This is a genomic window from Antrihabitans cavernicola (assembly GCF_008297975.1).
Taxonomy (GTDB): domain Bacteria; phylum Actinomycetota; class Actinomycetes; order Mycobacteriales; family Mycobacteriaceae; genus Antrihabitans; species Antrihabitans cavernicola.
Genome location: NZ_VLNY01000009.1, coordinates 30,325 through 54,346, shown reverse-complemented (window position 1 = coordinate 54,346; position 24,022 = coordinate 30,325). Strand labels below are relative to the sequence as shown.

The window sequence follows — 24,022 nt, the reverse complement described above, 5'->3', positions numbered from 1 at the left end:
GTGAGCAGCGACGAGAGCTCGACACCGGACCTGTACATCGGCGGCACGTGGGTACACGCGTCGGACGGCGGCACGCGCGAACTGATCAACCCGGCCGACGGCAGCGTGGTCGCTGTGGTGGACGAGGCAACACCCGACGACGCTGCCGCTGCTGTGGCAGCGGCCCGCGCCGCCTTCGACGACGGTGCTTGGCCCGCGACGCCGGTTGGGGAGCGCTCGGCGTTGCTGTCCCGTATCGCGGACCTGCTGGAACGCGACAAGGAGAAGCTGTCCCGCATCGAGACCGCCGACACCGGAAAGACTCTGGTGGAGAGCAGAATCGACATCGAGGACGTGGTCTCGGTGTTCCGGTTCTATGCGCAGCTGGTGCAGGTGGAATCGGATCGGCTGGTCGACGTCGGCAACCCTGCCGTGATCAGCCGAGTGGTGCGCGAGCCGATCGGTGTGTGCGTGCTGATCGCGCCGTGGAACTATCCGCTGCTGCAGATCTCCTGGAAGATCGCCCCCGCACTGGCGGCCGGCTGCACGATGGTGGCCAAGCCCAGCGAGGTGACTCCGTTGAGCACCATCGCCTTCGTACGCCTCGCCGAGGAGGCGGGTGTTCCGCCGGGGGTGCTGAACCTGGTGCAGGGGAGTGGCGCTGTGCTGGGCAACGCCTTGACCGACACCCCCGATGTCGACCTGATCTCGTTCACCGGCGGACTCGCCACCGGCACCACCATCAGTAAGGTTGCCGCCCAACATGTCACGAAGGTGGCCGTGGAACTCGGCGGCAAGAACCCGCACATCGTTTTCGCCGACGCCGACTGGGAAAGCTCCGTCGATCAAGTGCTCACCGGTGTATTCCTGCATTCCGGCCAGGTGTGCTCGGCCGGCACCAGGTTGATAGTCGAAGAATCGATCGCCGACCGCTTCGTCGCCGAGCTCGCCGAGCGCGCGAAGAAGATTCGGATGGGTGACGGTCTGGATCCGGCAAGCGAAACCGGGCCGCTGGTGTCGCAGCAGCAGCGCGACAAGATCGAAGCTTTTGTGGCGATGGGTATCTCGGAGGGTGCCGAGCTGGTGGTCGGTGGCGCGCGGCCGTCGGAGCCCGAGCTGCAGAAGGGCAGCTTCTACCTGCCCACCATCTTCGACAAGTGCGATCGGACCATGCGGATCGTGCAGGAAGAGACGTTCGGGCCGATCCTCACCGTCGAGCGATTCACCACCGAGGCCGACGCGATCCGGCTCGGCAACGACACCCAGTTCGGTCTCGCCGCTGGCGTTCGCACCGCTGATGCGGCGCGGGGCGAACGAGTGGTTCGTGCGTTGCGCCACGGCACCATCTGGCTCAACGACTTCGGCTATTACACGGCCGCCGCGGAATGGGGCGGCTTCAAGAAGTCCGGAAACGGCCGTGAGCTCGGTCCTGCCGGACTGGCGGAATATCAAGAGCTCAAACACATCTGGCACAACACGGCACCCGTGCCTGCCGGATGGTTCAAGGGAGAGTGATCCAACTGCGCGACCGGGACACCCAGTTCCGGCGGCAGCGCCAGAGAGGTACAAAAGATCATGGCAGTTCAAGCAGAGGACATGCCGAACGAAAGCGGGATGGAGGATTTCGGCTACAAGGAATCCCTTGACCGAAGCATCGGTAAGTTCGCCAGCTTCGCGGCGGGCGTCAGCTACATCTCCATTCTCACCGGAACTTTCCAACTCTTCTACTTCGGCTTCGGCACCGCGGGCCCGGCCTATCTGTGGTCGTGGCCGCTGGTTTTCGTCGGTCAGATGGCCGTCGCCCTCTGCTTCATGGAACTAGCGGCGAAGTATCCCGTCGCTGGCTCGGTCTACAACTGGTCCAAGACCCTCGGCAGCAAGGTTGTCGGCTGGAGTTCGGGCTGGCTGATGTTGACCGCATCGATCGTCACCCTCTCGGCCGTCGTCCTGGCGCTGCAGCTGAATCTGCCGCGACTCTGGAGCGGCTTCCAGATCATCGGTGACGGCACAGGCGCTCACGACTTCGCGGCCAATGCCGTTGTACTCGGCACGATCTGGATCGTCTTCACCACCGCGGTCAATGCGTGGAGCGTGAAGCTGATGGCACTGATCAACAGTTCGGGTGTGTTCGTCGAACTGATCGCTGCCGTGCTGATCGCAATCATTCTGGCCGCGAACATGACCCGTGGCCCCGGCGTCTTCTTCTCCACACACGGCTACGGCGCAGGCGAAACGGGCGGCTACCTCAGCGCATTCTTGATCGCGTCGTTGGCATCCGGGTACGTGATGTACGGCTTCGACACCGCCAGTTCGCTCGGCGAAGAAACGGTGGAGCCGCGGCGCACCGCACCGAAGGCAATCCTGCGAGCGATTCTGGCGTCGTTCGTGATCGGCGGTGCCATCCTGGTCTTCGCGATCATGGCCGCACCCGATCTGAACGACCCGAAGATCGGCAGTTCCGACGGCAGCCTGCAATACATCGTCGAGCAAGTGATGTGGGGCCCGCTCGGCACGATCTTCCTGGTCTGCATCGTGATCGCGGTGACCGTGTGCTCGCTTGCGGTGCACACAGCCGCGATCCGCCTGATGTTCGCCATGGCACGCGACAATGCGCTGCCCTTCGGCGAGCATCTCGCGAAGGTGCATCCCAAGCATCAGACACCGGTGGTGCCCGCAGTGGTGATCGGTGTGCTCGCCGCACTGATTCTGGTGGTGAACATCGGTCAGCCGCATATCTTTACGGTGCTGACGTCCATCGCGATCATCATGATCTACCTGGCCTACCTGATGGTGACGGGACCGCTGCTCAAGAAGCGGTTCCAAGGCAAATGGCCGCCGCCCGACCTGAAGGCAGGCGGCTACTTCACGATGGGTAAGTGGGGCATGTTGGTGAACATCGTCGCCGTTGGGTGGGGCATCGGCATGGCGATCAACCTGGCGTGGCCGCGTGAAGCCGTCTACGGAACGCCTTGGTACAACACGTGGGGCGCGTTCGTCTACATCGGCGCCATCCTCGGTCTCGGGCTGCTCTGGTACGGGCTCAAGGGCCGCCACCATCTCGGCACCCTGGCCTCGCACGCAGCTGTCGCCAAGTCCGACCTCCGGGAGTGATCGGTATGTCCGACAACACCTTCGACTATGTCATCGCAGGCGGCGGCACCGCAGGGTGCGTCCTCGCCGCGCGGCTGAGCGAAGATCCGTCCGTCACCGTGTGCCTGCTGGAGGCCGGGCCGTCCGACGTCGGCGACGCCAACATCCTGGTGCTGTCCGAATGGATGCATCTCCTCGATTCCGGCTACGACTGGGACTATCCGATCGAGCCGCAGGAGCGCGGCAACAGCTTCATGCGGCACGCGCGGGCAAAGGTGTTGGGCGGCTGCTCGTCGCACAACTCGTGCATCGCGTTCTGGCCACCGGCCGAAGGTCTGGACGAGTGGGAGGCGATGGGCGCGACTGGTTGGGGTGCGGACACGCTGAGATACACAGCGCGCGTGGAGAACAACGACGCGCCGGGCGAACAGCACGGTCACACGGGTCCGGTGCGGATTCGTGACGTTCCGCCCGACGACCCGTGCGGGCAGGCGGTGATCGACGCGGCGGCGAAGGTGGGCCTGCCGACCGTGCAGTTCAACCGTGGCGAGACGGTGCGCAACGGTGCAGGCTGGTTTCAGATCAACTGTGCCGAGGACGGATCGAGACAGTCGACGTCGCACGCTTACCTCCACCCGATCCTCGACACGCGTGCCAATCTCGAGGTGCGCACCGGCTGCTGGGTGAGCGAGATCCTGATCGACGACTCGCTGACCGCCACCGGCGTCCGGTACCAGCGCCCCGATCTCACCGGGTACGACGAGGTGACCGCGCGGCGCGAGGTGGTGGTGACCGCCGGTGCCATCGATACCCCGAAGTTGTTGATGCTCTCCGGAATCGGGCCCGCCGACCACCTGCGTGAGAACGGGATCAGCGTCCGAGTGGACGCGCCCGGTGTGGGCGAGAACCTCGACGACCATGTGGAAGGTTTGGTGTTCTTCGAAGCGTCGAAGCCGATGGTGACCACATCGACGCAATGGTGGGAGATCGGGCTGTTCGCCACCACGGAAGAGGGTCTGGCGCTGCCGGATCTGATGATGCACTACGGCAGCGTGCCGTTCGACATGAATACCTTGCGGTGGGGCTATCCGACCACCGACAACGGTTTCTGTCTGACACCGAACGTCACGCAGGGGCGTTCACGTGGCACCGTCCGGCTTCGCTCGCGGGACTTCCGGGATCGCGCCAAGGTGGATCCGCGGTACTTCACCGATGCCGAGGGCCATGACGAACGGGTGATGATCGCGGGAATTCGATTGGCCCGCAAGATCGCCGAGCAGGAGCCGCTCCGAAGTTGGATCGCGCGCGAGCTTGCGCCCGGTCCGGACGCCACCACCGACGAGCAATTGCTCGACTACATCCACAAGACACACAACACCGTGTACCACCCTGCCGGGACCGCGCGTATGGGTGCGGTGGACGATCCGATGGCGGTGCTCGATCCGGAACTCAGAGTCAAGGGAGTGACCAAACTGCGGGTCGTCGATGCGTCGGCCATGCCGAAGCTGCCTGCCATCAATCCCAACATCACCGTGATGACCATGGCGGAGAAGTGCGCGGATCTGATTCGCGGAGCATGATTCTCGAGTTCCTCGCCGCCCATCCACCGTTTCACTCGATCACGCCGGGTGAGTTGGCGGACCTGGCCGGATCGGCTACGACGCATACGTTCGCGGCAGGAGAGGTGATAGTCGACTACTCGTCGCACGTCCCCGACGAGGTCTGGATGGTGCGGGCTGGCCAGGTGAACCTGTTGCCCACCAACGACAACGGTGTCGGTGACATTCCCGTCGACACCGTGAACGTCGGAGGGATCTTCGGATTCTTCCCGCTCCTTGCGGCAGGTAGCGTGCAGTTCGTTGCCAGGGCTGTCGAGGCGACCATCCTCATCCGTCTCTCCGGCGACCTGATGCGACCGGTGTTCGCGAAACCCGCCGGCCTCGCCTACCTGGCGGCGCGGGCCTGGGATACGTTGTCGGACAGAACCACTGGACTCGATCGGTCGGCATCGCGCGGGCCGGTCGGTGATCTGGTGCGCGGCGATCCGGTCTTCACGGCGCGCGACACCACGGTGCGGGATGCGGTGTGCGTGATGACCGATCGGCGCACGTCGTACATCCTGATCCCGCTCGAGCACGGTGAATACGGCATCTTCACCGATCGCGATCTGCGCACGCGAGTGGTTGCCGCCGGTGTGAGCGTCGACGCGCCGATTCACACGGTGATGAGTGCGCCCGCCTATTGCGTCACCGCGGACCGGCTTGCAGCCACGGTGCTGATGGACATGTTGGAGCGCGGTAAACGTCATATTCCGGTACTCAGCCAGAACGGTGCGGTGATGGGCGTGCTCGAGGATGTCGATCTGATCGCCGCGTCGACTCGACAGAGCTTCGTCCTGCGTCGCTCGATAGGGCTCGCAGCAGATGTCGACGAATTGCAGTCGGTGGCAACCGGAATCACCGAGCTGGCGGTGGATCTCTTTCGCGGTGGCACCGACGCGTCCGCCACCAGCGGCATCGTGTCCGTCGTGATCGACAGCGTCGTCCGGCGCGCACTGGAACTCGCGCTCACCGATTCCGCCGTTCCTCGAGACGCGTTCGCGTGGATGACTCTGGGAAGCGTCGCCCGGCGAGAAGCGATGCCGAGCTCGGACGTGGACAGTGCCGTGTCCTGGTCCGACGATGCCGTCGATCGTGGTCCCGATTTTCGACGACTGGCGGGTCGGGTCCACACGATTTTGGATGGCTGCGGACTGCCCGCGGACACCAACGGTGCGATCGCCAGCCGCCCTGACTTCGCGCGATCGGCCCGCGACTGGACCATCGCGACATCCGGGTGGCTCGACGATCCCCTGGCAAATCGGGGAATCGTCATGTCGTCGCTGCTGGTCGACGGGCGCGTCGTGTGGGGTCGGCAGGCATTGCACACGGTGCCTGCCGTATACCGCAGCATGGCCCGGGATCATCCCAATGCCCTGCGATTGCAATTGCTCAATGCGTTGTCGGACAAGGTCCGGCTGCGGTCGATGCGCGATGTCCTGTCCCGTCGCGCAGGCACGTTCGATCTCAAAGCGCATGCGCTGACGCCGATCGTCAACCTCGCCCGGTGGAGTGGGCTGACCGTCGGTATCGGCTCGGCGTCCACGGTCGCGCGATTGCGTGCAGGCGCGGGCAACGGGCTGCTGTCAGCACGCGATGCCGACATTCTCGCCGAGGTCTTCGCCCATTTGCAGCAGCTGCGGATGTCACACCAGATCGATCAGATCGAGGCAGGCCACCGACCGGGTGACATCGTGTCGCTGGCCGAGCTCAGCCCGTTGGGGCGCAGCCTCCTGGGCGACGGAGTCCGGGAGATCGCGGCAGTGCAGCGGCGGGTCAGCCACCTGGCAGCTACTCTCGCCGGCTGAGGAGAAAGTCCTACTGCTTAGACTGGGTCGAACCATGAAACAGCCAGCAGAGGACGACAAAGGCGGCCGCGGCGCTGCGGCGGTGCAGTCTGTCGATCGTGCACTGCTGGTACTGGAGATTCTCGCCAAGCTGGGTACCGCAGGCGTCACCGAGTTGGCAGGCGAACTGGGTGTGCACAAGTCGACGGTCTCGCGGCTGGTCGCGGTCCTCGAAGCCCGCGGCTACGTGGAGCAACTCACCGATCGCGGAAAGTATCGGCTGGGCTTTTCCATCGTGCGACTCGCCGGCTCCACCACTGCGCAGATCGATCTGGCAAAGCAGGGACAAGCCACCTGCGATCGGCTCGCGAACTCGATCGGCGAGACCGTCAACCTGGCCATCCTCGACGGCGGTCGGGCTGTGAACATCGTCGAAGCGGCGGGCCCCGCAGGGGTTGCCCTGCGAACGTGGGTCGGGCAGAGCAGCCCGCTGCACGCGACGTCGAGCGGCAAGGTGTTGCTGTCGGAGTTGTCGCCCACCGAGTTGCGTCGGAATGCGGGCGAGCAGCTGGAATCGTTCACGCCCAACACCGTCGTCGACTTCGGAGTGCTGGAGTCTCAGCTGTCGGCCGTGCGCGCGGTCGGATGGGCAAGCGTCAGTGAGGAACTCGAGATCGGGCTGAACGCGGTTGCCGCGCCGGTGCGTGATCATTCGTCCAACGTCGTTGCTGCCCTGAGTGTTTCGGGGCCGACCTACCGACTGGAAGCCGGCCGGTTCGAGGACGTCGCGCAACGGGCGATCGACGCCGCGGGAGGCATCAGCAGGCGCCTCGGCTACGTGGGTTGACTGCGGTTCAGGTCACGCGTCGACGGCGAGCGGTAACCGGACTTCGAACCTGCAGCCCTGCTCCTTGTTGAGCGCGACGATGCCGCCGTGATGTGCCTCGACGAGCCCGGCCGCGATCGCCAAACCCAGCCCACTGCCGGACGGCAAGCCGTCGGACGCCACCGGCGAGCGCGCGGCGGTTCCGCGGTAGGCAACTTCGAAGATGCGCGGCAAGTCGTGTTCGGCGATGCCCGGCCCGGTGTCGTCGACTCGAGTCCAGGCATGCGTGCCGTCGGTTCCGGCCGATACCTCCACGGCGCCGCCGGGCGGGGTGTGCGCGATGGCGTTGGACACCAGGTTGGTGAGCACGCGTCCCAGTGCGCGGTCGCTTCCCGAGACCACCACTCGCGCCAGTGGTGGTTCGGCGTGCAGTCGCACCGATGCGCGTTCGGCGGCAAGCCGATTGGCTGCCAGCACTTCGTCGATGATTTCGTGGAGGTCGACGGGCTCCATGGTGAGTCGTAGCGCGCCTGCATTGATCTTCGACATCTCGAACAGGTCGTCGACCATCGAATTCAATCGTTCGGCGTCCCGCACGATCTGATCGGAGTAGCGCGCCACGTCGGCATGGTCGGTGACCACCCCGTCTTTCAGCGCCTCGGCCATCGCGCGGATCCCCGCGAGCGGGGTGCGCAGATCGTGGCTCACCCAGGCGACGAGTTCGCGACGTGATTGTTCGGCCGCGCGTTCCTGATCGCGGATCTGCTTCTCCCACACGGTGCGTCGAGCTTGATACCTGCCGAGGACCAGGGCGGCAGGAACGGTGACGGCGGCAACCACGACCAGGACGACGGCCGTTCGTTCGAGCTCGTCGGTGAACATCAGGCCACTGACGCCGATCACGCCCGCCAATGTGGACAGCGTGGGTATCAGTACCAGAACTGCCATGCTCGTGATCAGCGACAGGTGGCGAGTACCGCGAAGAATCACCGCTCCCAGAACCACGACGGGCAGCGAGAACAGCACTGCATACAAGACGATTCCGCCCAGATCAGTCGGCATGGGTACCTTCCTCTTCCGCGATATCCGCTCGCGCCCAGGCGTATCCACGGCCCCAGACGGTGTCGATGCGGTGCTGGGTTCCGAGTTTCGCTCGGAGTCGCTTGACGTGCACGGTCACTGTCGATTGGTCGCCGAACGACCAGCCCCACACCTGGGCGAGCAGTTCTTCCCTGCTGTACACCCGCTGCGGATTGGCGAGAAAGTGTGCGAGCAAGTCGAATTCGCGCGCGGTCAGGTCCAGGGGCACGTGATCGACGTACACGGCTCTGGAGTCCGGTCGAAGATCGATAGAGCCGTCGCGCAATGCCGCAGCACCCGTGGTTGCGGCGGGCGCGGTGCGGCGCAATACCGATCCGACGCGCAGGGCCAATTCGCGTGGGCTGAACGGTTTGGTGACGTAGTCGTCCGCGCCTGCCTCCAGTCCGAGCACGCGATCGTCCTCGTCGCCCAGCGCCGTCAGCAGGATGATCGGGATGTCGTGGTGGGGTCCACGGCGCAGGGCGCGGCAGATCGCGATGCCGTCCGGCGCGGGCATCATGACGTCGAGGACGGCCAGGTCGATTCCGCCGCGTGCGAGCACGTGCGTTGCCTCCGGACCGTCGCCGGCCTGGACGACGGTGAATCCGGCCAGATCGAGGTAGCGCGCCACTACTTCTCGCACCATCGGATCGTCATCTGCCACAAGAATGTTCATATCGTCACCAGTTGGTCAGGATGAGATGGACGAGGACCAGCGCACCGGTTGCCTGCACTGCCAGCCAGGCGCGCTTGTGGCGCTCGGGTAGGAGCGCGGTGGCCGAGATCAGCCAGATGGTGAAGGGCAGCCAAATGCGTTCGGTCTCGGCCTTGCTCAGCGCGCTCAGATCTGCCGCGATCATGGCGAGCCCGGCGGCTGTGACCAGGTATGTCAGGCCGTTGCGCGTACGCAACCCGCCCAGCGAGATGGGTCGATGCAACGCTGCGGGCACAGCAAGGCCGGTAGCGCAGGTCGCGGCGGCGAGATTTGCCCACACCCAGTAGTTGTACGGCCGTTCCGACGCTATGCCCTGGTAATACCGCTGCACCACAAGGTGATAGCCGTCCAACCACCAGAAGCCACTTGCTGTGAAAGCGGCCGCGACGATGAGGGCGCCGACGAGAGCGGGAAACAGCGGGCGCACAGTGCGAGCGGCCACCAGCACCGCGACCGCGGGAATGCCCATCAACACCAGGCCGTAGTTGACGTAGATGCCGAATCCGAACAGCACGCCGGCCCCGAGCGCAGCGACCACCGGTGCGCGGGTGGTTCGGGTGGCAGCGATGGCCAGCAGGGCCACCGCCCAGGCGGTGATGGCGGCGAAGATCGCGTCGGCCGATACCGCGATCCAGATCGCTGCGGGCGCCATCGCGAGAAACGGTGCCGCCGACCGTGCCAGGTCCTCCGATGCCAGCGCTCTCACGGCTATCAGCACGGCCAGCGCGGCGGTCAATCCGACCAGGACGCAGACGATTCCGGCCCAGGTGGGCCCTCGCAGCCCGATTCGGTCGAGCCAGACGAAGATCAGCAGGGCGCCCGGCGGGTGGCCGGACACATGCGTGGTCCACGAGTCGGGCTGAAAATCCAGGATTCGATCGGAGAATCCGCGCAGGGTCGCGGGAATGTCGGTCACGCCGCCGACCTCGTGCAGATATTCGTTGGGGTCCTGGAAGACATGGACGAATCCCCGTTGCCAGCCGTCCACCATGACCAGTGCGAACGACCACGCGAGCCCGGTCAGCCAGGTCACGACGAGCAGCGATCGCCAGCGGATGCGCCGCGCCAGTGCCGGGCCGTAAAGGACAACGGCGATCGCGACGAGAATGGCGGGCACCGTGCCCCACCCCATGTGCACGTTCCACTTGCCGAAAATCGGTGCGGCTTCGGCGTTCATCTTCTTGCGCCATTTTTCGTCCATCAGGCGCGGTACCAGGAAGGCGATACCGATCAGGACGGCGCCCACCGTCGCCCCGACGACATCCCAGCGCGTCGAGTTCGTCCGGGGTGCCGTCGCAGTTTCCGATGTCGGTGCCGTCACACCATCACGATAGGTTCCGCCGCACTCAACCCGGTCGGATCTTCGTCCGATCGGTCACGACGTCATTGTTTTGTCACCGCTATCTCGACCACGGCAAGCGGTGCGGGCGTTAGCGTCGGGTTCATGACACAACAGGTGACGGTGGTGATTCCGTGTCTGAACGAAGAGGGGGCAATACCTGGTGTGCTTGCGAAAATGCCGTTTGGGTACCAGGTGATCGTGGTGGACAACGGATCGGACGACGCAACGGCAGCTGTCGCCGCTGACGGTGGTGCTCGGGTGGTCCACGAGTCCGCCAAGGGCTACGGCGCTGCCGTGCAAGCCGGAATCGACGCGGCGGTCACCGAGGTGGTCGCGGTACTCGACGGTGACGGATCGATGGACCCGGGCGAATTGCCCGCTCTCGTCTTCGATGTCGTCGACGGCGGTGCCGATCTGGCAGTCGGTCGACGTAGGCCGGTTCGCTCACGGGACTGGCCGATTCATGCCCGTGCCGGAAATGGGTTGCTGGCCTACCGATTGCGGCATCACTACGGACTGCCGGTACACGACATCGGCGCAATGCGGGTTGCACGTAGGCAATCGCTGTTGGATCTGGGGCCCCTGCACCCACGCTTCGGGTATCCGCTCGAGTTGCTGGTGCGCGCCTCTCGGTCCGGTTGGTCCGTGTCCGAGCGCGATATCACATATTCACCGAGAACACATGGTGCATCGAAGGTTTCGGGGTCGCTGATCGGAACGCTGCGCGTCGTACGAGACTTCTGGGCGGTGCGATGAGAATCCAGGTTGCGATACTCGTCGTGGCGAAGGCCCCTGTTGCGGGGCAGGCGAAGACACGGCTGCAGGCTGCGATGTCCGGAGCCGATGCGGCTCGACTTGCGGCCGCCGCCCTGCTCGACACCCTCGACGCCGTTGCGCGTACACCGGTTGCCAAGCGGGTGGTGGCGCTCACCGGCGATCTCGGGCACGCCGAGTGCGGCGCCGAAATCCGAAGTGCGTTGGCCGAATTCGACGTGATTGCGCAGCGTGGATCCGATTTTGCTCACCGCCTTGCCAATGCGCACGCCGACTGCGGAGCACTGACCGGTCTTCCGACACTGCAGATCGGCATGGACACACCGCAGGTTGACGCCGAATTGCTCTCCGCCGGAGCGCAACTGCTGTGTGAGTCCGATGCGGTGCTCGGCATGGCAACCGACGGCGGCTGGTGGGCATTGGGCGTGCGGGATCCGCTATCGGCACAGGCACTGATCGGCGTGCCGATGTCGACGGACACAACGGGAGCGGAAACCCTTGCAGCGCTGCGATCGTCGGGTGCGCGAGTGGTTGCGCTGCCCGAGCTGGCCGACGTGGATGTTCCGGATGATGTAAGTCGCGTGTGCGCGGTTGCCCGGGCGGACGGACACTTTCGCCGCGTAGTCGCCGAGGTGGCGCCCACGCTGATCATGGAGGTCGGGAATTGACAACGGCGACTGTTCGAACGGATCTCTACGATTTGGCGCTGGCCGGCGAGAGGTGCTGGGTGCGCCGCAGCGACGGATCCAAGCGTGCGATGCCGACCAATCGGTGGCTGGGATTCGCCGGTCTGACCGACGCGGACCGAGCCCTCGATTTCGCGCTGATCGATCGCTGCGACGGGCCGACCGTCGATCTGGGCTGTGGGCCGGGTCGGCTGGTAGGGGAGTTGGTGCGCCGCGGGGTTGCGGCGCTCGGCGTCGACGTCTCGGCGATGGCGGTCGCGGTGACCCGGCAACGCGGCGCGCCCGCCTTGCAGCGCGACATCTTCGGGCGGCTGCCAGGAACCGGGCGGTGGAGTTTCGCGCTGCTGGCGGACGGAAACGTCGGAATCGGCGGAGATCCGGTACGCACCCTGCAGCGAGCCCGTCAACTGTTGTGTCGCGACGGCGTCGCTGTTGTGGAATTCGGGCGTCGTGGATCGGGCTTGGCGTCGTTTCCGGTGCGGCTCGAGACCGACGGCGACGTCGGCCCGTGGTTTCCCTGGGCGCACGTGGGTGTGGAGTTGGCGGACGAGCTCGCCACGGCAGCCGGACTCCGGGTGGTGGACGCGGTGGAGGTGTCGGGTCGCCATGTCGTGCGGATGGCGATCGGATAGGTCGGAATCGACGGCGCCGACGGGATTGCCTGCAACCCCTCGATGCAGACAACCCCGCGGAAACTCGTCCCGAACTCGGCGGACGCGGCAAATTGCGATGTTCGCGCAATTCGGCATGCCGAATTCAGATGAGATGATCGCTGCATCTGTATGCCGGGTGAACAGGCTCCAGGTAACTCCCGAGAACGAGAGCGCACTCACAGTGTAAATGGCATTTGCGCCAAGCCCGAAACGTGCAGGTGAGCTAGCTGTGCGGCGGCACAGGGTCCGGTTCGTCCGAAGAGCCGACCACCGTGTACTCGACCAACACCAGCATGGCCTTCCCCGTGTGAGGAAGCAGCGAACCCGTGGCGTCGACGACGGTCCAGCCGCCGCCTTTCCGGCGCAGCCGAAGGCCGGTCACCCGTGCGGTGGTGTTCCCGGAAGCCAAGGCATCCCGGGTGGTGGCTCGCACACGTGCGACATCGTCGGGGTGCGCCGATTCACGCTCGTCGGCGATTCCCTTCCACAAGATGCCGGGAACAGGATCGGTCACCCACCGGATCAACCGTGTGTGCGCGATGTCGACGAGCGCGATGTACGTCGACGGGTTCCGCGCGCTCAGCGCGGCAAGAGCAGCGGTCTCGACCGTCACCGAGTCGGGTGGCGTCGTTTCGGACACGTCGATCGCCAGGCAGCGCCACGCCACATCGTTCGGGGTGTCGCCGTTGCGAAAAGCCAACGTCAACCTGCGCGTACCGGTTTCTGCTCGCAGCGAGAGCTGGCCGAGCCAGCGATCGTTCGGCGTGGGATCGATGGTCATGCTGATCAATTCCAGCGCCGAGTCGAATCGCTCCACCCGCCGAAATGCTTCCGGACCGGTCCATCGGGAGCGATTCGCCACCTTAGGGAGGTCCAACTGTGCGTAGAGGTCGTCGCTGAGCTCCAGCGTCCGACTTGTGCTGGAGTAGGAGAATCCCGCAACGGCAGGTGGCGCCGCTGTTGGAAAGTCGTCACCGACCCAGATCAGTACCGCATGGACGACACCGTCGGGACCCGGGATGGGAATCGCGCGGACGCAATTGCCGTCTTTGAGTTGGCGTGATGGGGGTAATCGTCGTTCCACAGTTTCGCCGCGTTCGTGAACGACGGCCACAAGGGGGAGTGCGGACGTGGGTAGCGAGCGGGCGATCGACTTCCATTCGGTCGGCCTGCCGTCGATCGCCAGGACGGACCAGGTGTTCTGCGCGCCCAACGTCTCGACGACCGTCCACCGTCCCCCAGCCATTACCGATCCTCTCGCCCTCCGACCCGCATTATCGCAGTACCGACCAGTCGGGATAAGCGAACCGTCGAAATATGCGCATCCGGCACAATAGACGGCATGGTCGGAGGGGCGAAGGGGAGGCGCATGCGGATCGTGTTGATATCGGGTAGTACGCGATCGGGCTCGACCAACACCGCGACGCTACGGACGGTCGCCGCCTCGGTGCCTGATGGGGTGGTGACCGAACTCTACGACGGACTCGCCGACCTGCCTGCCTTCAACCCCGACGACGATCAGGAACCGCTCCCGGCGACCGTTGCGGCGCTGCGCAATTCGGTGGCAGCGGCGGATGCTGTGCTGTTCTGTACGCCGGAATACGCCGGCACGCTGCCCGGCAGCTTCAAGAACCTGCTCGACTGGCTGGTGGGCTCGATCGTGATGAGCGACAAGCCGACCGGCTGGATCAACGTGGCATCGGTGGCGGCGCCCAACGGCGGTTCGGGTGCGCACGACGCAATGCGAACCGTTCTCGGCTACATCCAAGCGAAGATCGTCGACGATGCGTGCATCCGGATGCCGCTGTCGCGCAACGATGTCGGCGCCGATGGGTTGCTGGTGGGGTACAGCGATCAGCTCGAAGCCGTAGTCGCTGCGCTCGGCCGTGCGTGAAGTCGGGTGCTGGGGCACCCGACTTCACGCACCGCTCACAACGAGCGCTGGTAGTTGCGGAAAGCCGCGATTGCCCACCAGAAGGTCACGGCGGTGAGTGCCGCGAGAAATCCGAAGTGCCACGCGATGAACGGCCAATCGGGTGTCCCGTTCAGACCCGACCTGCCGATATCGACGGCCCACGACACCGGGTTGTACTTCGAGATGCTCTGCACCCAACCCGGCATCAGATCGGACGCCATCATCGCCGACGACAGGAATGTCGCAGGTAGAACCACCATTTGCGACACCCCGATCAGTGCGATCTGACTACGCGCGGTCAGCGCGATCGCGTTGGAGCACGAGCAGAAGATAGCGGCAAGCATGGTTGCCGCCGCCAGCGCGAGGACGATTCCGAGCACGCCGCCGGGATAGCGGGCACCGCCCGCGAACCCGATCCCCAGCACGATCGCCGACTGCACCAGCCCCGTGATCAGCAGCTGCCCGAGATGACCCGCAACCAGTGCGCTCTTGTGCACCGGCGCCGTGAGGGTGTGATTCATGACGCCGTTGTCGATGTCCTCGATGTAGCCGGTGCCCGCCCACGCGCCGGAGAACAGCACCGTCATCATCAGCACACCGGGTACCAAGAAGGTGATGTAGTTGTCCGATCCGAAGCCGGGAATGTTGCCGATCGACTTGAATACTTGCCCGAACAACAGGATCCAGACGATCGGCTGCAGCAGGCTGATACCGACGCCCCAAGACTCGCGAAGGGTATTGAGGCCCCACCGATGAAAGACCTGACCCGCGGCCGTGAACCAGCCTGCTTGGTGGAGGGTGGATTCCATTGCGGTGCGCGGTGATACGAGCGTGGTAGTCATGCCGACACCTTGTCCGTGTTGTCTACTGTGCCCGCATCGATTTGATACGCGCGGCCTGCGTAGTGGAGATAGACGTCGTCCAGAGACGGTCGAGAAACCGAGACGGCGCCGAATTCGATACCGGCAGAATCGAATGCGGAGATGACCCGCCCGATGATCGCGGCCGGATCGTCGGCACGGGCGAACAGACGCCCGCTGGTGCCGCGAGCTTCGACGACCACATGGCGCAGTGCCGGAATGGATTCCGCGGCGCGGCGGACCGCGGCGACGTCCGGTTCCAGCAGTTCGACGCTGAGCGTGTCGCCGTCGAGGGTGGCCTTGAGTTCCGACGGCGTCCCTTCGATCACCGATCGGCCGTGGTCGATGATCACCAGCCGATCGGCCAGCTCGTCGGCTTCCTCCAGATAGTGCGTTGTCAGCACTACGGTGAGAGCCTTTTCTGCTGCGAGCCTGCGGATCTCCGCCCACATCTCCGCGCGAGCTTCCGGATCCAAACCTGTGGTCGGCTCGTCGAGAAACAACACGGAGGGTGAGTGGACCAGACCGAGCGCCACATCCAACTTGCGACGCATACCGCCCGACAACTTGCTGACTTTGCGGTCGGCGGCCTCGGACAGATCGAACTGTGCCAGTAGCGCTTTCGATCGATCGGTGGCATCGGGGCGCGAGATGCCGCGAAGTCTGGCCGACATCATCAGGTTCTCCATCGGAGTCTGTCGTGGATCGGCGGCGGTGCCCTGGGATACGTAGCCGATGTGCTGTCGCACTGCGTCGGCGTCACCTCGAACGTCGAACCCGGACACCCGCGCCGATCCCGACGTCGCCGCCGACAGCGTGGTGCAGATCTTGGTCGTGGTCGACTTCCCGGCACCGTTGGGCCCGAGGAGTCCGTAGACGGTGCCTGCCGGGATCGCGAAGCTGAGATCGTCGAGAGCCCTTACGTCAGGCTGCTTTCGGCCGCCGGAATAGGTTTTGACGAGGTGGTCCACCTCGACAGCGGGCATGGCTGAACTGGACATGTGAGTTCCTTCGGTTCGTGGATCGAACCGACCGGACACAGACGTATATGCTCGAGTTGCAGACGAAACGCATCGACGCTGTGCTTCTTCGGAAGCGGTATCGGTCGGTTCGGATCCGGTAGCGGCTCGGGTGTTGGCGCACTCGGGCCGTTGCTGTAGGTCTAGCCGTTGTTCCCTCGGGGGAGTGGCACCTCCATTTCTACGAATATCTTGTCGATCTCGGACGATGGTGGCCGAGTCACGCCGAGTGCCGCCATCCGGTCGTGCAGCTTCTGCCACAGGCCGGACCCACGCAAGGTGCCGGACTCGATCTTTCCGGCCAACGACTCCACGAAAGCCAATTCAGCTCGTGCAACGGCGATTTCGTATTGCGACTCGATGACGAACAGTTCCGGTAGCACGGCGTCCACCTCGTCGATCTCGTGTTGCATGTCGGCAATTCGGTCGCGCACGGCCTGTGCGCGTTCGTGCAGCAACGTGCCCGCCTCGGTAGGCGACAGGATCGGCAGGAACGACAGCGCAGCCATGAACTGCGGGTACTCCTTGACCGGTTCGCGAACCAGGTCGCGCATCCAGGCGAGCACTTCGTCGGTGCCCGCGTCGGTGAGGTCGTAGATGGTGCGTGCCGGGCGATTTCCGTCCTGTTCCGTTGCGACCGGTTTCACGAAACCTTGGCGCACCAGCGATTCCACCACCGAATACAACGAACCGAAGTTCAGCCGCACCGAATCTTGCTTGCCGCGATCCTTCAAGGTCTGCGACATCTGATACGGGTGCATCTGGCGTTCGTAGAGCAGTGAAAGCACTGCGAGCGCAAGCGGATTGGCTCGGCTGAACTTCTTGCGTGCGCCCATAGCCGGACCTCCTCTGCTATTACTCTGAATAGATTATCCGATTCAGAGTACGCAGACAATACCCCGGCGGTCGGGGATAGGGTTGCGGCCATGCAACTGCGCCTCGAGGTGATCGTCGGGAGTGTGCGGGAAGGGCGATTCGGGCCCACCGTCGCGGAGTGGTTCGTTCGCCGGGCGCAGGCCCACACCGAATTCGATGTCGGCGTCATCGACTTGGCCGACACGCCGCTCCCCGCCGACCTGACGGTGACGACGGGTGTGGAAGCCTTCCGTGCTCGACTCGCCACCGCCGATGCCTTCGTGGTGGTCACTCCCGAGTACAACCATGGCTACCCGGGCGCGCTGAAGACAGCCTTCGACAACGCCAAGTTCGAGTGGCGTGCCAAGCCGATCGGCTTCGTGTCGTACGGCGGACTGTCGGGCGGATTGCGGGCGACGGAGCAGTTACGCCAGGTGGTCGCGGAGATTCACATGGTGTCGATTCGCGAAACGGTCAGCTTTCACCAGGCGAAGAAGAAGTTCGACGCGAACGGTGAGACGCAGGACGGCGCGGCGATCGATGCCGCCGATCGGCTGCTCACCCAGCTTGCCTGGTGGGCGGATGCGCTACGGCAAGCGCGCGCGGAGATCCCGTACCCCGGTTAGCGAGCGTCACTGATGCTGGTACGCCCGTGCTCCCCGTGGCTGACCGATGAAGGCGGCTTCCCGGGGAATGCTCACCACAGTCAAATTGACCGTCGCGGTGCCGGTTTTCAATACGACGTGGTTGCCCATGCCGCCGGGCTGATGAATCGACACGTCGGGTTCGGCAGGCGGCCACGAACTCGGATCGCTGGTCAGATAGATCGTGGTGACGCCTGCGTGCGGCGGCGGTGCGATCACACCGTCGACGATGATCGCGTTGTACCCGGAATCCGAATGATGCTGCTCGCCGGCAAGAAACAGCCGCTCCGGCAGAGCGATCGAGGACACCAGGTTCTCCCAGGCATGCGGGCGATCGGTCCTGATCAGGACCTTCGCGCCGACAGCGAGCGCGCGGAAGACGATCTGCTGCGCCAGGTACAGCTCACCCGCCAGGTACACGCTGGAGATGCCCGACCCGACGATCCTGGTCGCGATGCCCTGATCCTGTTCGTCCGATCCGATCAGCTGGCCGCAGCCCGACGACGGTAGATGCAGCCGATCGACGTCGACGATCGGAAACTCTCGGATCGGGATGTCGTCTTCGAGGTCGCCGACGGCAATCGGGAGATGTGCGAGCACGCCGTTGCGCTGGCGGCCGTTCATCGACACCATGCCGCTCATTCGCGTCCGTTTCGGAACGGTGTGCGACGCCAAGCGCCACGCAGCACCGACCTTCACGGAATCGGGATTCGCTCCCGGACGCAACCGGACGGCGACGCTGGTGCCGCGCGACTGCGCGACCCACAGCTTCGCGAGCAGGGCCGAACCCAGGCTGTTGGGATCGATCGCGGAACCGATGCTGACGTTCTCGCCGACGTCGGCGTGCCGCCACCGTTGCGTCAGCGCGGTCGGATCGGCGCCACCGGTGACTTGCAGGACGGCCTCGCGGATCTCGGGGGCGGTGAGGATGCGGGAACGGCAGCCCGCGTCGTCGAGCGCACGCACGATTCGCTGAGTGGCGACGGTGACCGCACGCGATGCGCCCTCGGTCTCACCACCGCGTCGTGCGACCGCCTCTTCGCTGGTTGCGGCGTCGAGGCTGATCGCGATCCACACGGTGCGTACCGCGGTTGCGGGAAGGGGCCCGATCAGCTGCTCGTACACGCCGCCCGCAGGCGTGCCCGCTCTGGTGCGATAGCCGTGACTGATGATGTCGATGCCACTGAGTTTGATGTCGTGCTGGGTGAGGCATTGCGCCAGCTCCACCATCGGCAGCCGATGCGAGGAATCGAAGGCTTCGCGGGTGATTCGGGTGAGTCCGCCCCGCGGCGCCAGCACCTCGACGACGGCGACCACCCTGCTCTGCTCCCAGTACAGGCCGAGCGAGCGACCCGAAGGGGAGCGGTAGTCGACCGTCTGACCGAGGTCGTAGTCCTTCCTGGTCAGGTAGTGCCAGGCGGTGGTGATCCAGTCGAGCAGGGATCGCTTGGCGATTCGGATCAGCCCGATCAACGCTGCGACGACGGCAATCCCCAGCGCGGGGAGCACGTCGAGCCCGGAGATCAACGCGATCGCTCCGGCGATTCCGCCGATCAGCTGTGCCACCACCAGGTTGGCTATCGAGATTCGGCCGACCAACGGCCCAGGTCCCGCCCCAGATCGATCCACTGCTGCTCCCCCGAGTCACTTCACTTTCATCGCGGGCTCGCAACACCCGCCGAACCTGCGTTTCGGGGAACTGTACTGTGTCACGCGAATATGAGCATTGCTCGGGGGAGGAAAAATGCCGTCTCAGCCGACTACACGGTGGCAAGTCAGCGGATACAGATTTCTGGTTCGCAGGATGGAACATGCCCTGGTCCGCCGGGATGTCCGGATGTTGCACGATCCGATGCGGTCGCAGTCCAGGGCTCTCGCGGTGGGGGCGGTTCTGGCGTCGCTCGGGCTCGCAGCGTGTGCCGTGCTGGCGCTGATCAGGCCGCAGGACAAGATGGCGGACAACAAGATCGTGATCGGCAAGGATTCCGGTGCCATGTTCGTGGTGCTCGACAACGTGGTGCATCCGGTCATGAACCTGGCGTCGGCACGGTTGGCGGCAGGTAGCGCGGACAAGCCCGCCATCGTCAAAGAATCCGAACTCGACAAGAAGCCGCGCGGTGCCCTCGTCGGAATCCCCGGCGCGCCGTCGGCTCTGCCGTTCGATGCCAACGGCACCGGGCGTGCGTGGTCGGTGTGCGACGCCATCGGATCCGACGGCAGCAATTCGATCACCAATTCCGTGGTCGTCGGCAATCCTGAACTGGGCGAGGGTATTTCAGCGCTCGGCAAGGGAGAAGCGTTGTTGCTGAAGAGTAAGACCGACACCTACCTGGTCTACGACGGCAAGCGCGCCAAGATCGATCTGAACAACCGTGCGGTCACCAATGCTCTTGCACTGGAAGGCGCCGTGCCGCGACCGGTCAGCTCGGGATTGCTCAACGCGATTCCCGAGGTGCCCGCGATTGCGCCGCCGAAGATCGACGGTGCCGGGTCGCCGCCGCTGTATTCGATGCCGGGGGAGAAGGTCGGCGCCATCGTTCAGGTCCCGCGCGGTGATGTGAAACAGAACTACGTGGTGCTGCGCGACGGTATCCAGCCGATCAGTTCCGCCACGGCCGAGCTGATTCGATTCAGCGATTCCCAGGGCATGACGGACATTGCCAAGTTGACGCCGGATGCTCTCACGCAAGCGCCGACCGTCGATCAGCTCGACGTCTCGACGTTTCCGGATTCAGCTCCCTCCGTGGTGAATTCGAGTGACAAGCCGGTGAGCTGCCTCAGCTGGAAGCCGGTGTCGGGCGGTGCGGAACAGGGCGCGACCGGCGCCGAGATGACGCTCCTGACCGGCCGTTCGCTGCCGATCCCCGGCAACGCGAAGATGGTCACCCTTGCCCAAGCGGACGGCGCGGGCGACAAGACCGACACCGTGTACGTGCATCCTGGTGACGGCGCCTTCGTGCAGACCACCGGCATCGAGCCCGGCAGCCGGCGCAAGGACAGCTTGTTCTTCGTCTCGGACACCGGAGTTCGCTACGGCGTCACCGACGCCGAGGCGGCGAAAGACCTCGGCTTCACCGCGAATCCGGAGCCCGCTCCGTGGTCGATCGTGTCGCTGCTCGCGCCCGGTCCCGCGCTAGGCCGTGAGGAAGCGCTGGTCGCTCACGACGGCGTCGCGCCGGACGATTCGCCTGCAGCCCTGCCGTCGTCGGGCACGGCGGGGAACTGAAACCGACGTCGCAGCGGGAAGGACGCGAGCACGCCGAGCAGGAGCAGTACGCCGATGATGCTCGACCCGATCAGGGCTGCATTGCGCGGTCCGTGATTCGGCGGGGCGGGCACGGCCGGAGCTGCCAGTTGCTCGGAATGCGGTGCATCCGTGGGTGATCCGGTGAGCGGAACCTCGTCGGTGACCGCTGCGTACGGATCGATCACACCGTGCCCGACGGACGGATTCCATCCCTCGGCGGGCGCATGCGCGGTGGCCTCGATACGGCTGATCACCTGCTGCGCGGTCAGCTGTGGGAAGCGGGCGCGGACCAGTGCGACGGTGCCCGAGACGAACGGTGCGGCGAAGCTGGTGCCGGTGAAGGATGCGGGACCGCCCTGGTCGCCCACCTTCTGTGTCGCCAGCCCGGTTCCGCGTGCGTCGAGCGACGTCACGGACTCGCCCGGTGCTGCGACATCGACCCACGGGCCCGCGACGGTGAACTTGGACGGTGCGCCCTGGTTGTCGACCGAACCGACGGCCAGCACGTAGTCGTCGTACCACGCGGGCGTGACGATCGTGGCGACCCGATCCCACCGATCGCCGTTGGGGTGCAACGGATCCAGGCCCGGATTGGGTGTTTGGCAGTGATCGTTGTTGCCTGCGGCGGCCACCACGACGACGTTCTTGACCAGGCTGGCGTACTGGACCGCTGCGCCGAGAGCGCCGTCGTTCATCGTCGTCGTCGAGCAGGCGACCTCGGAGATGTTGATGACGGTGGCGCCCATGTTCGCGGCGTGCACCACCGCGGCCGCCATCGTGTTGACGTTGCCGTAGCCCTCCGCATTCTCGCCCTCCTTCGGGCGGTCGGCGGAGGTCGCCTCCTGCCACGCATCCGAGGATTGGCGAATGGTCATGATTCTGGCTTCGGGTGCGACGCCGGAGAACCCGTCGCCGTTCACCTGTGACGCCGCGATGAGGCCCGCAACCACGGTCCCGTGCACGTCGCAGTCGTCGGTGCCATCGCTGTCACCGACGTAGTCGCCGCCGGGGATCAGGCCGGGTAGGCGCGGATGCTTGGCGACGCCGGTGTCGATGACGGCGACCGTCTGGCCCGCGCCCTTGGTGAACTTCCAGGCGGCCTGAAAGTTCAGATCGCGTTGTGCGGTGGGGATTTCCGGACCGGGTGTCGATTTGACCGTGTTCAGGCACTTGTTGCGCAACTCGGTCTTCTCCGGCGGCGACGGCTGGCCGTCGGCGGGCAGCCGCCCCGGATCGATCGGCGGTGGTCGATCGGCGAACGACGTGCCCTGGCCCAACGATGCGCTCAGCGTGAGCACAGCGCCGACCGTGACGATGCGCGCCGCGCGGTGCAGTCGGCTGCGCGAGCTCACAGCCCGCGCATCAATCCGTAGAGGTCCGCGACCCAGCAGACCAGCGGGACCACCGCCGCGATGCATGCGTATTCGAGCAGTTCGACAGCACGACGCATCGGCGGTGAGAACGACCGGTTCGGCGCAAGAACTCCGAGCACCAACGCGGCCACGGCGAGGACCAGTGCGGCGCCGAACACGATCAGCGGCGCATCCGTGGCGATCGCTGCCCCGATCAACAGAGCGACGAGAACGACTGCGCCACCGGCGATCAGCGTGATCGCCTGCTCGGCACTCGAGTACGTACGACCGCGGAACATCAGCACAACGGCGCACACAATGGCGAAAGCGGTTCCGGGCCAATAGATGCCGCCGGAAGAGGCGGTCTCGGCGGCGGTAAGTGCACCACCGACCGTCACGGCGACGGTCGCCGCGATCAGGCCGGTCAGGTACTTCCGTGCGCGCTCGGACTTCGCGCTCAACTCGGCGAACGTCGGCATCGCGCGGTGATCGCTCGGGTCGTCGTCGAGTGGATCGATCGATGTGCCGGGAGCCGGCACCGCGGGCAGCGGCAGTTTCGCAAACAACATCGCGATGCGAGGTGCGAACACCAACGCGGCCAACGCAACTCCGGCGAGTACCGCGCCGATAGCCCGCAACGGATGTTCGGTCAGCAGTCCGACGAACGCGGCGGGTGCCACGAAGAACGCCACAGCGGCGACACCGGTGAACAGGGTCAGCCCGACACCGCTGATGCGCAGTGCCAACACGGCCGTTGCGCCGACGGTCACCGTCGCGAGCAACGTGTGCGCCCAGGAAAGGTCGCCCTGCACGAACAACAGGCCTGCGCTGAAGGCAGTAGGTAGAGCACAGCCACACAACACGAGTGCGCTGCGCTGGTCGTAGTAGACGCGGCTCGCGACCGTGCCTGCGATCAACAGCAGCAGCGTCACGAACAGCGCGCAGATGCCGCCGATCAGGTCGTCGGATCCGGCACCCGACCACAGCAGCGAGAAGCAGCCGGTCACGGTGGCCACCGCCGCCAGAATCGAGCCCAGCGTGCGCGCACTCGCGGGCGTCCACCGGCGATAGGTGTCCGCGTCGGCGCTCGCGACGTTGTACATGATGTCGTCGAAGAGCGGCGCAGGCGCGGTTGCCGATGCGCTCTCCAGCATCAGGAGCTCGCCGTCCTTGACGCCGTGCTCGCCGAGGCTGAGCGTCGACGACAGTGGTGGCTGGCCGACCCGGGCCAGCACCCACTGCTTGGGCTCGAAGTGCTCCACGTCGTCGTCGAACTCGTTGGTTCGACCGTGGCTGGTGATCATGTCGACGATGCCGGGGATCAACAGCGCGACGGGAACGTCGAGCGGAACCGCGAGATCGACCTGTGTGCGCTGAGCCAGAATCGTCAATCGACACAGGTCAGGGGCCCGTAATTGGCCCCTCGTTGCGTCGTCGAACCCCAGATCTGTGCGGGCGTGCGTCAAAATGTCCCCCCCAACTCGGGTTGGTGCGGGGCCGCACCCGCACCTGTGAATGCTCGACGACTGTACGACATGTCGGTGCGTACCCCTACTATGAGCCGGGTGCCGACGTGGGGAGCGGGCACTGCCGGTTCGCC

The 24,022-nt window shown here is 65.3% G+C and carries 21 protein-coding genes; 11 read left to right on the top strand and 10 right to left on the bottom strand.

Annotation, left to right across the window (positions count from 1 at the left end; genetic code table 11):
- Genes FOY51_RS18350 through FOY51_RS18330 form a run of 5 tightly spaced genes read left to right on the top strand, consistent with a single transcriptional unit; the run spans position 1 to position 7,301 of the window.
- Positions 1–1,494 (top strand): aldehyde dehydrogenase family protein, encoded by a 1,494-nt coding sequence (locus FOY51_RS18350; RefSeq protein ID WP_149431714.1) that lies wholly within the window; start codon positions 1–3, stop codon positions 1,492–1,494.
- A 60-nt stretch (positions 1,495–1,554) separates the two neighbouring features.
- Complete coding sequence (locus FOY51_RS18345; RefSeq protein ID WP_149431713.1) at positions 1,555–3,090, top strand: APC family permease; 1,536 nt, start codon at positions 1,555–1,557, stop codon at positions 3,088–3,090.
- A 5-nt stretch (positions 3,091–3,095) separates the two neighbouring features.
- Positions 3,096–4,649: a GMC family oxidoreductase gene (locus FOY51_RS18340; RefSeq protein WP_149431712.1), complete on the top strand. Its 1,554-nt coding sequence runs from the start codon at positions 3,096–3,098 to the stop codon at positions 4,647–4,649.
- Complete coding sequence (locus tag FOY51_RS18335) at positions 4,646–6,475, top strand: putative nucleotidyltransferase substrate binding domain-containing protein (RefSeq protein ID WP_149431711.1); 1,830 nt, start codon at positions 4,646–4,648, stop codon at positions 6,473–6,475. The genes FOY51_RS18340 and FOY51_RS18335 overlap by 4 nt, the downstream gene beginning before the upstream one ends.
- Before the next feature lie 34 nt (positions 6,476–6,509).
- Entirely contained in the window at positions 6,510–7,301 is a 792-nt protein-coding gene (locus FOY51_RS18330) for an IclR family transcriptional regulator (RefSeq protein ID WP_149431710.1), read from the top strand.
- Between the two features lie 12 nt (positions 7,302–7,313).
- Here FOY51_RS18330 and FOY51_RS18325 read toward each other — a convergent pair whose 3' ends face one another.
- From FOY51_RS18325 to FOY51_RS18315, 3 genes are read right to left on the bottom strand one after another with little or no spacing between them, the layout of a single operon-like run.
- Entirely contained in the window at positions 7,314–8,342 is a 1,029-nt protein-coding gene (locus tag FOY51_RS18325) for a sensor histidine kinase (RefSeq protein WP_149431709.1), read from the bottom strand.
- The gene (locus tag FOY51_RS18320) at positions 8,332–9,036 is read right to left on the bottom strand and encodes a response regulator transcription factor (protein WP_149431708.1); all 705 of its coding nucleotides are present in this window, start codon (positions 9,034–9,036) and stop codon (positions 8,332–8,334) included. The genes FOY51_RS18325 and FOY51_RS18320 overlap by 11 nt, the downstream gene beginning before the upstream one ends.
- 4 nt (positions 9,037–9,040) lie before the next feature.
- The gene (locus tag FOY51_RS18315; RefSeq protein ID WP_371830465.1) at positions 9,041–10,396 is read right to left on the bottom strand and encodes a hypothetical protein; all 1,356 of its coding nucleotides are present in this window, start codon (positions 10,394–10,396) and stop codon (positions 9,041–9,043) included.
- Between the two features lie 123 nt (positions 10,397–10,519).
- Between FOY51_RS18315 and FOY51_RS18310 the strand changes: the two genes are divergently transcribed.
- Genes FOY51_RS18310 through FOY51_RS18300 form a run of 3 tightly spaced genes read left to right on the top strand, consistent with a single transcriptional unit; the run spans position 10,520 to position 12,509 of the window.
- Positions 10,520–11,173, top strand: coding sequence for a glycosyltransferase family 2 protein (locus tag FOY51_RS18310; RefSeq protein WP_149431707.1), 654 nt, complete (start codon positions 10,520–10,522; stop codon positions 11,171–11,173).
- Positions 11,170–11,859, top strand: coding sequence for a TIGR04282 family arsenosugar biosynthesis glycosyltransferase (locus tag FOY51_RS18305; protein ID WP_149431706.1), 690 nt, complete (start codon positions 11,170–11,172; stop codon positions 11,857–11,859). The genes FOY51_RS18310 and FOY51_RS18305 overlap by 4 nt, the downstream gene beginning before the upstream one ends.
- Entirely contained in the window at positions 11,856–12,509 is a 654-nt protein-coding gene (locus tag FOY51_RS18300; protein ID WP_149431705.1) for a class I SAM-dependent methyltransferase, read from the top strand. Before FOY51_RS18305 ends, FOY51_RS18300 begins: the two co-directional genes overlap by 4 nt.
- Positions 12,510–12,753: 244 nt before the next feature.
- Here the strand turns inward: FOY51_RS18300 and FOY51_RS18295 are convergent, their stop codons facing one another.
- The gene (locus FOY51_RS18295) at positions 12,754–13,776 is read right to left on the bottom strand and encodes a GAF domain-containing protein (protein WP_149431704.1); all 1,023 of its coding nucleotides are present in this window, start codon (positions 13,774–13,776) and stop codon (positions 12,754–12,756) included.
- A 96-nt stretch (positions 13,777–13,872) separates the two neighbouring features.
- Between FOY51_RS18295 and FOY51_RS18290 the strand changes: the two genes are divergently transcribed.
- Positions 13,873–14,424 (top strand): NADPH-dependent FMN reductase, encoded by a 552-nt coding sequence (locus tag FOY51_RS18290; RefSeq protein ID WP_214633117.1) that lies wholly within the window; start codon positions 13,873–13,875, stop codon positions 14,422–14,424.
- Between the two features lie 35 nt (positions 14,425–14,459).
- Here FOY51_RS18290 and FOY51_RS18285 read toward each other — a convergent pair whose 3' ends face one another.
- From FOY51_RS18285 to FOY51_RS18275, 3 genes are all read right to left on the bottom strand, one after another.
- The gene (locus FOY51_RS18285) at positions 14,460–15,287 is read right to left on the bottom strand and encodes an ABC transporter permease (protein WP_149431703.1); all 828 of its coding nucleotides are present in this window, start codon (positions 15,285–15,287) and stop codon (positions 14,460–14,462) included.
- The gene (locus FOY51_RS18280; RefSeq protein ID WP_149431702.1) at positions 15,284–16,306 is read right to left on the bottom strand and encodes an ABC transporter ATP-binding protein; all 1,023 of its coding nucleotides are present in this window, start codon (positions 16,304–16,306) and stop codon (positions 15,284–15,286) included. Before FOY51_RS18280 ends, FOY51_RS18285 begins: the two co-directional genes overlap by 4 nt.
- 161 nt (positions 16,307–16,467) lie before the next feature.
- A complete protein-coding gene (locus tag FOY51_RS18275) occupies positions 16,468–17,160 on the bottom strand; it encodes a PadR family transcriptional regulator (RefSeq protein WP_149431701.1) in 693 nt (230 codons plus the stop codon).
- 90 nt (positions 17,161–17,250) lie between these two features.
- Between FOY51_RS18275 and FOY51_RS18270 the strand changes: the two genes are divergently transcribed.
- Positions 17,251–17,805 carry an NADPH-dependent FMN reductase gene (locus FOY51_RS18270; protein WP_149431700.1) on the top strand — a complete coding sequence of 185 codons (555 nt, stop codon included), beginning with the start codon at positions 17,251–17,253 and terminating at the stop codon, positions 17,803–17,805.
- Between the two features lie 6 nt (positions 17,806–17,811).
- Here FOY51_RS18270 and eccE read toward each other — a convergent pair whose 3' ends face one another.
- Entirely contained in the window at positions 17,812–19,452 is a 1,641-nt protein-coding gene (gene eccE, locus FOY51_RS18265; protein WP_149431699.1) for a type VII secretion protein EccE, read from the bottom strand.
- Between the two features lie 115 nt (positions 19,453–19,567).
- Here eccE and eccB point away from each other — a divergent pair, with 115 nt between their 5' ends.
- A complete protein-coding gene (gene eccB, locus FOY51_RS18260; protein WP_149431698.1) occupies positions 19,568–21,049 on the top strand; it encodes a type VII secretion protein EccB in 1,482 nt (493 codons plus the stop codon).
- Here the strand turns inward: eccB and mycP are convergent.
- Both mycP and eccD read right to left on the bottom strand, forming a co-directional pair.
- Complete coding sequence (gene mycP / locus FOY51_RS18255; RefSeq protein ID WP_235916475.1) at positions 20,983–22,422, bottom strand: type VII secretion-associated serine protease mycosin; 1,440 nt, start codon at positions 22,420–22,422, stop codon at positions 20,983–20,985. The two genes, eccB and mycP, sit on opposite strands and share 67 nt — an antisense overlap.
- Positions 22,419–23,813, bottom strand: coding sequence for a type VII secretion integral membrane protein EccD (eccD, locus tag FOY51_RS18250; protein WP_353961377.1), 1,395 nt, complete (start codon positions 23,811–23,813; stop codon positions 22,419–22,421). Before eccD ends, mycP begins: the two co-directional genes overlap by 4 nt.
- Between the last annotated feature and the right edge of the window lie 209 nt (positions 23,814–24,022).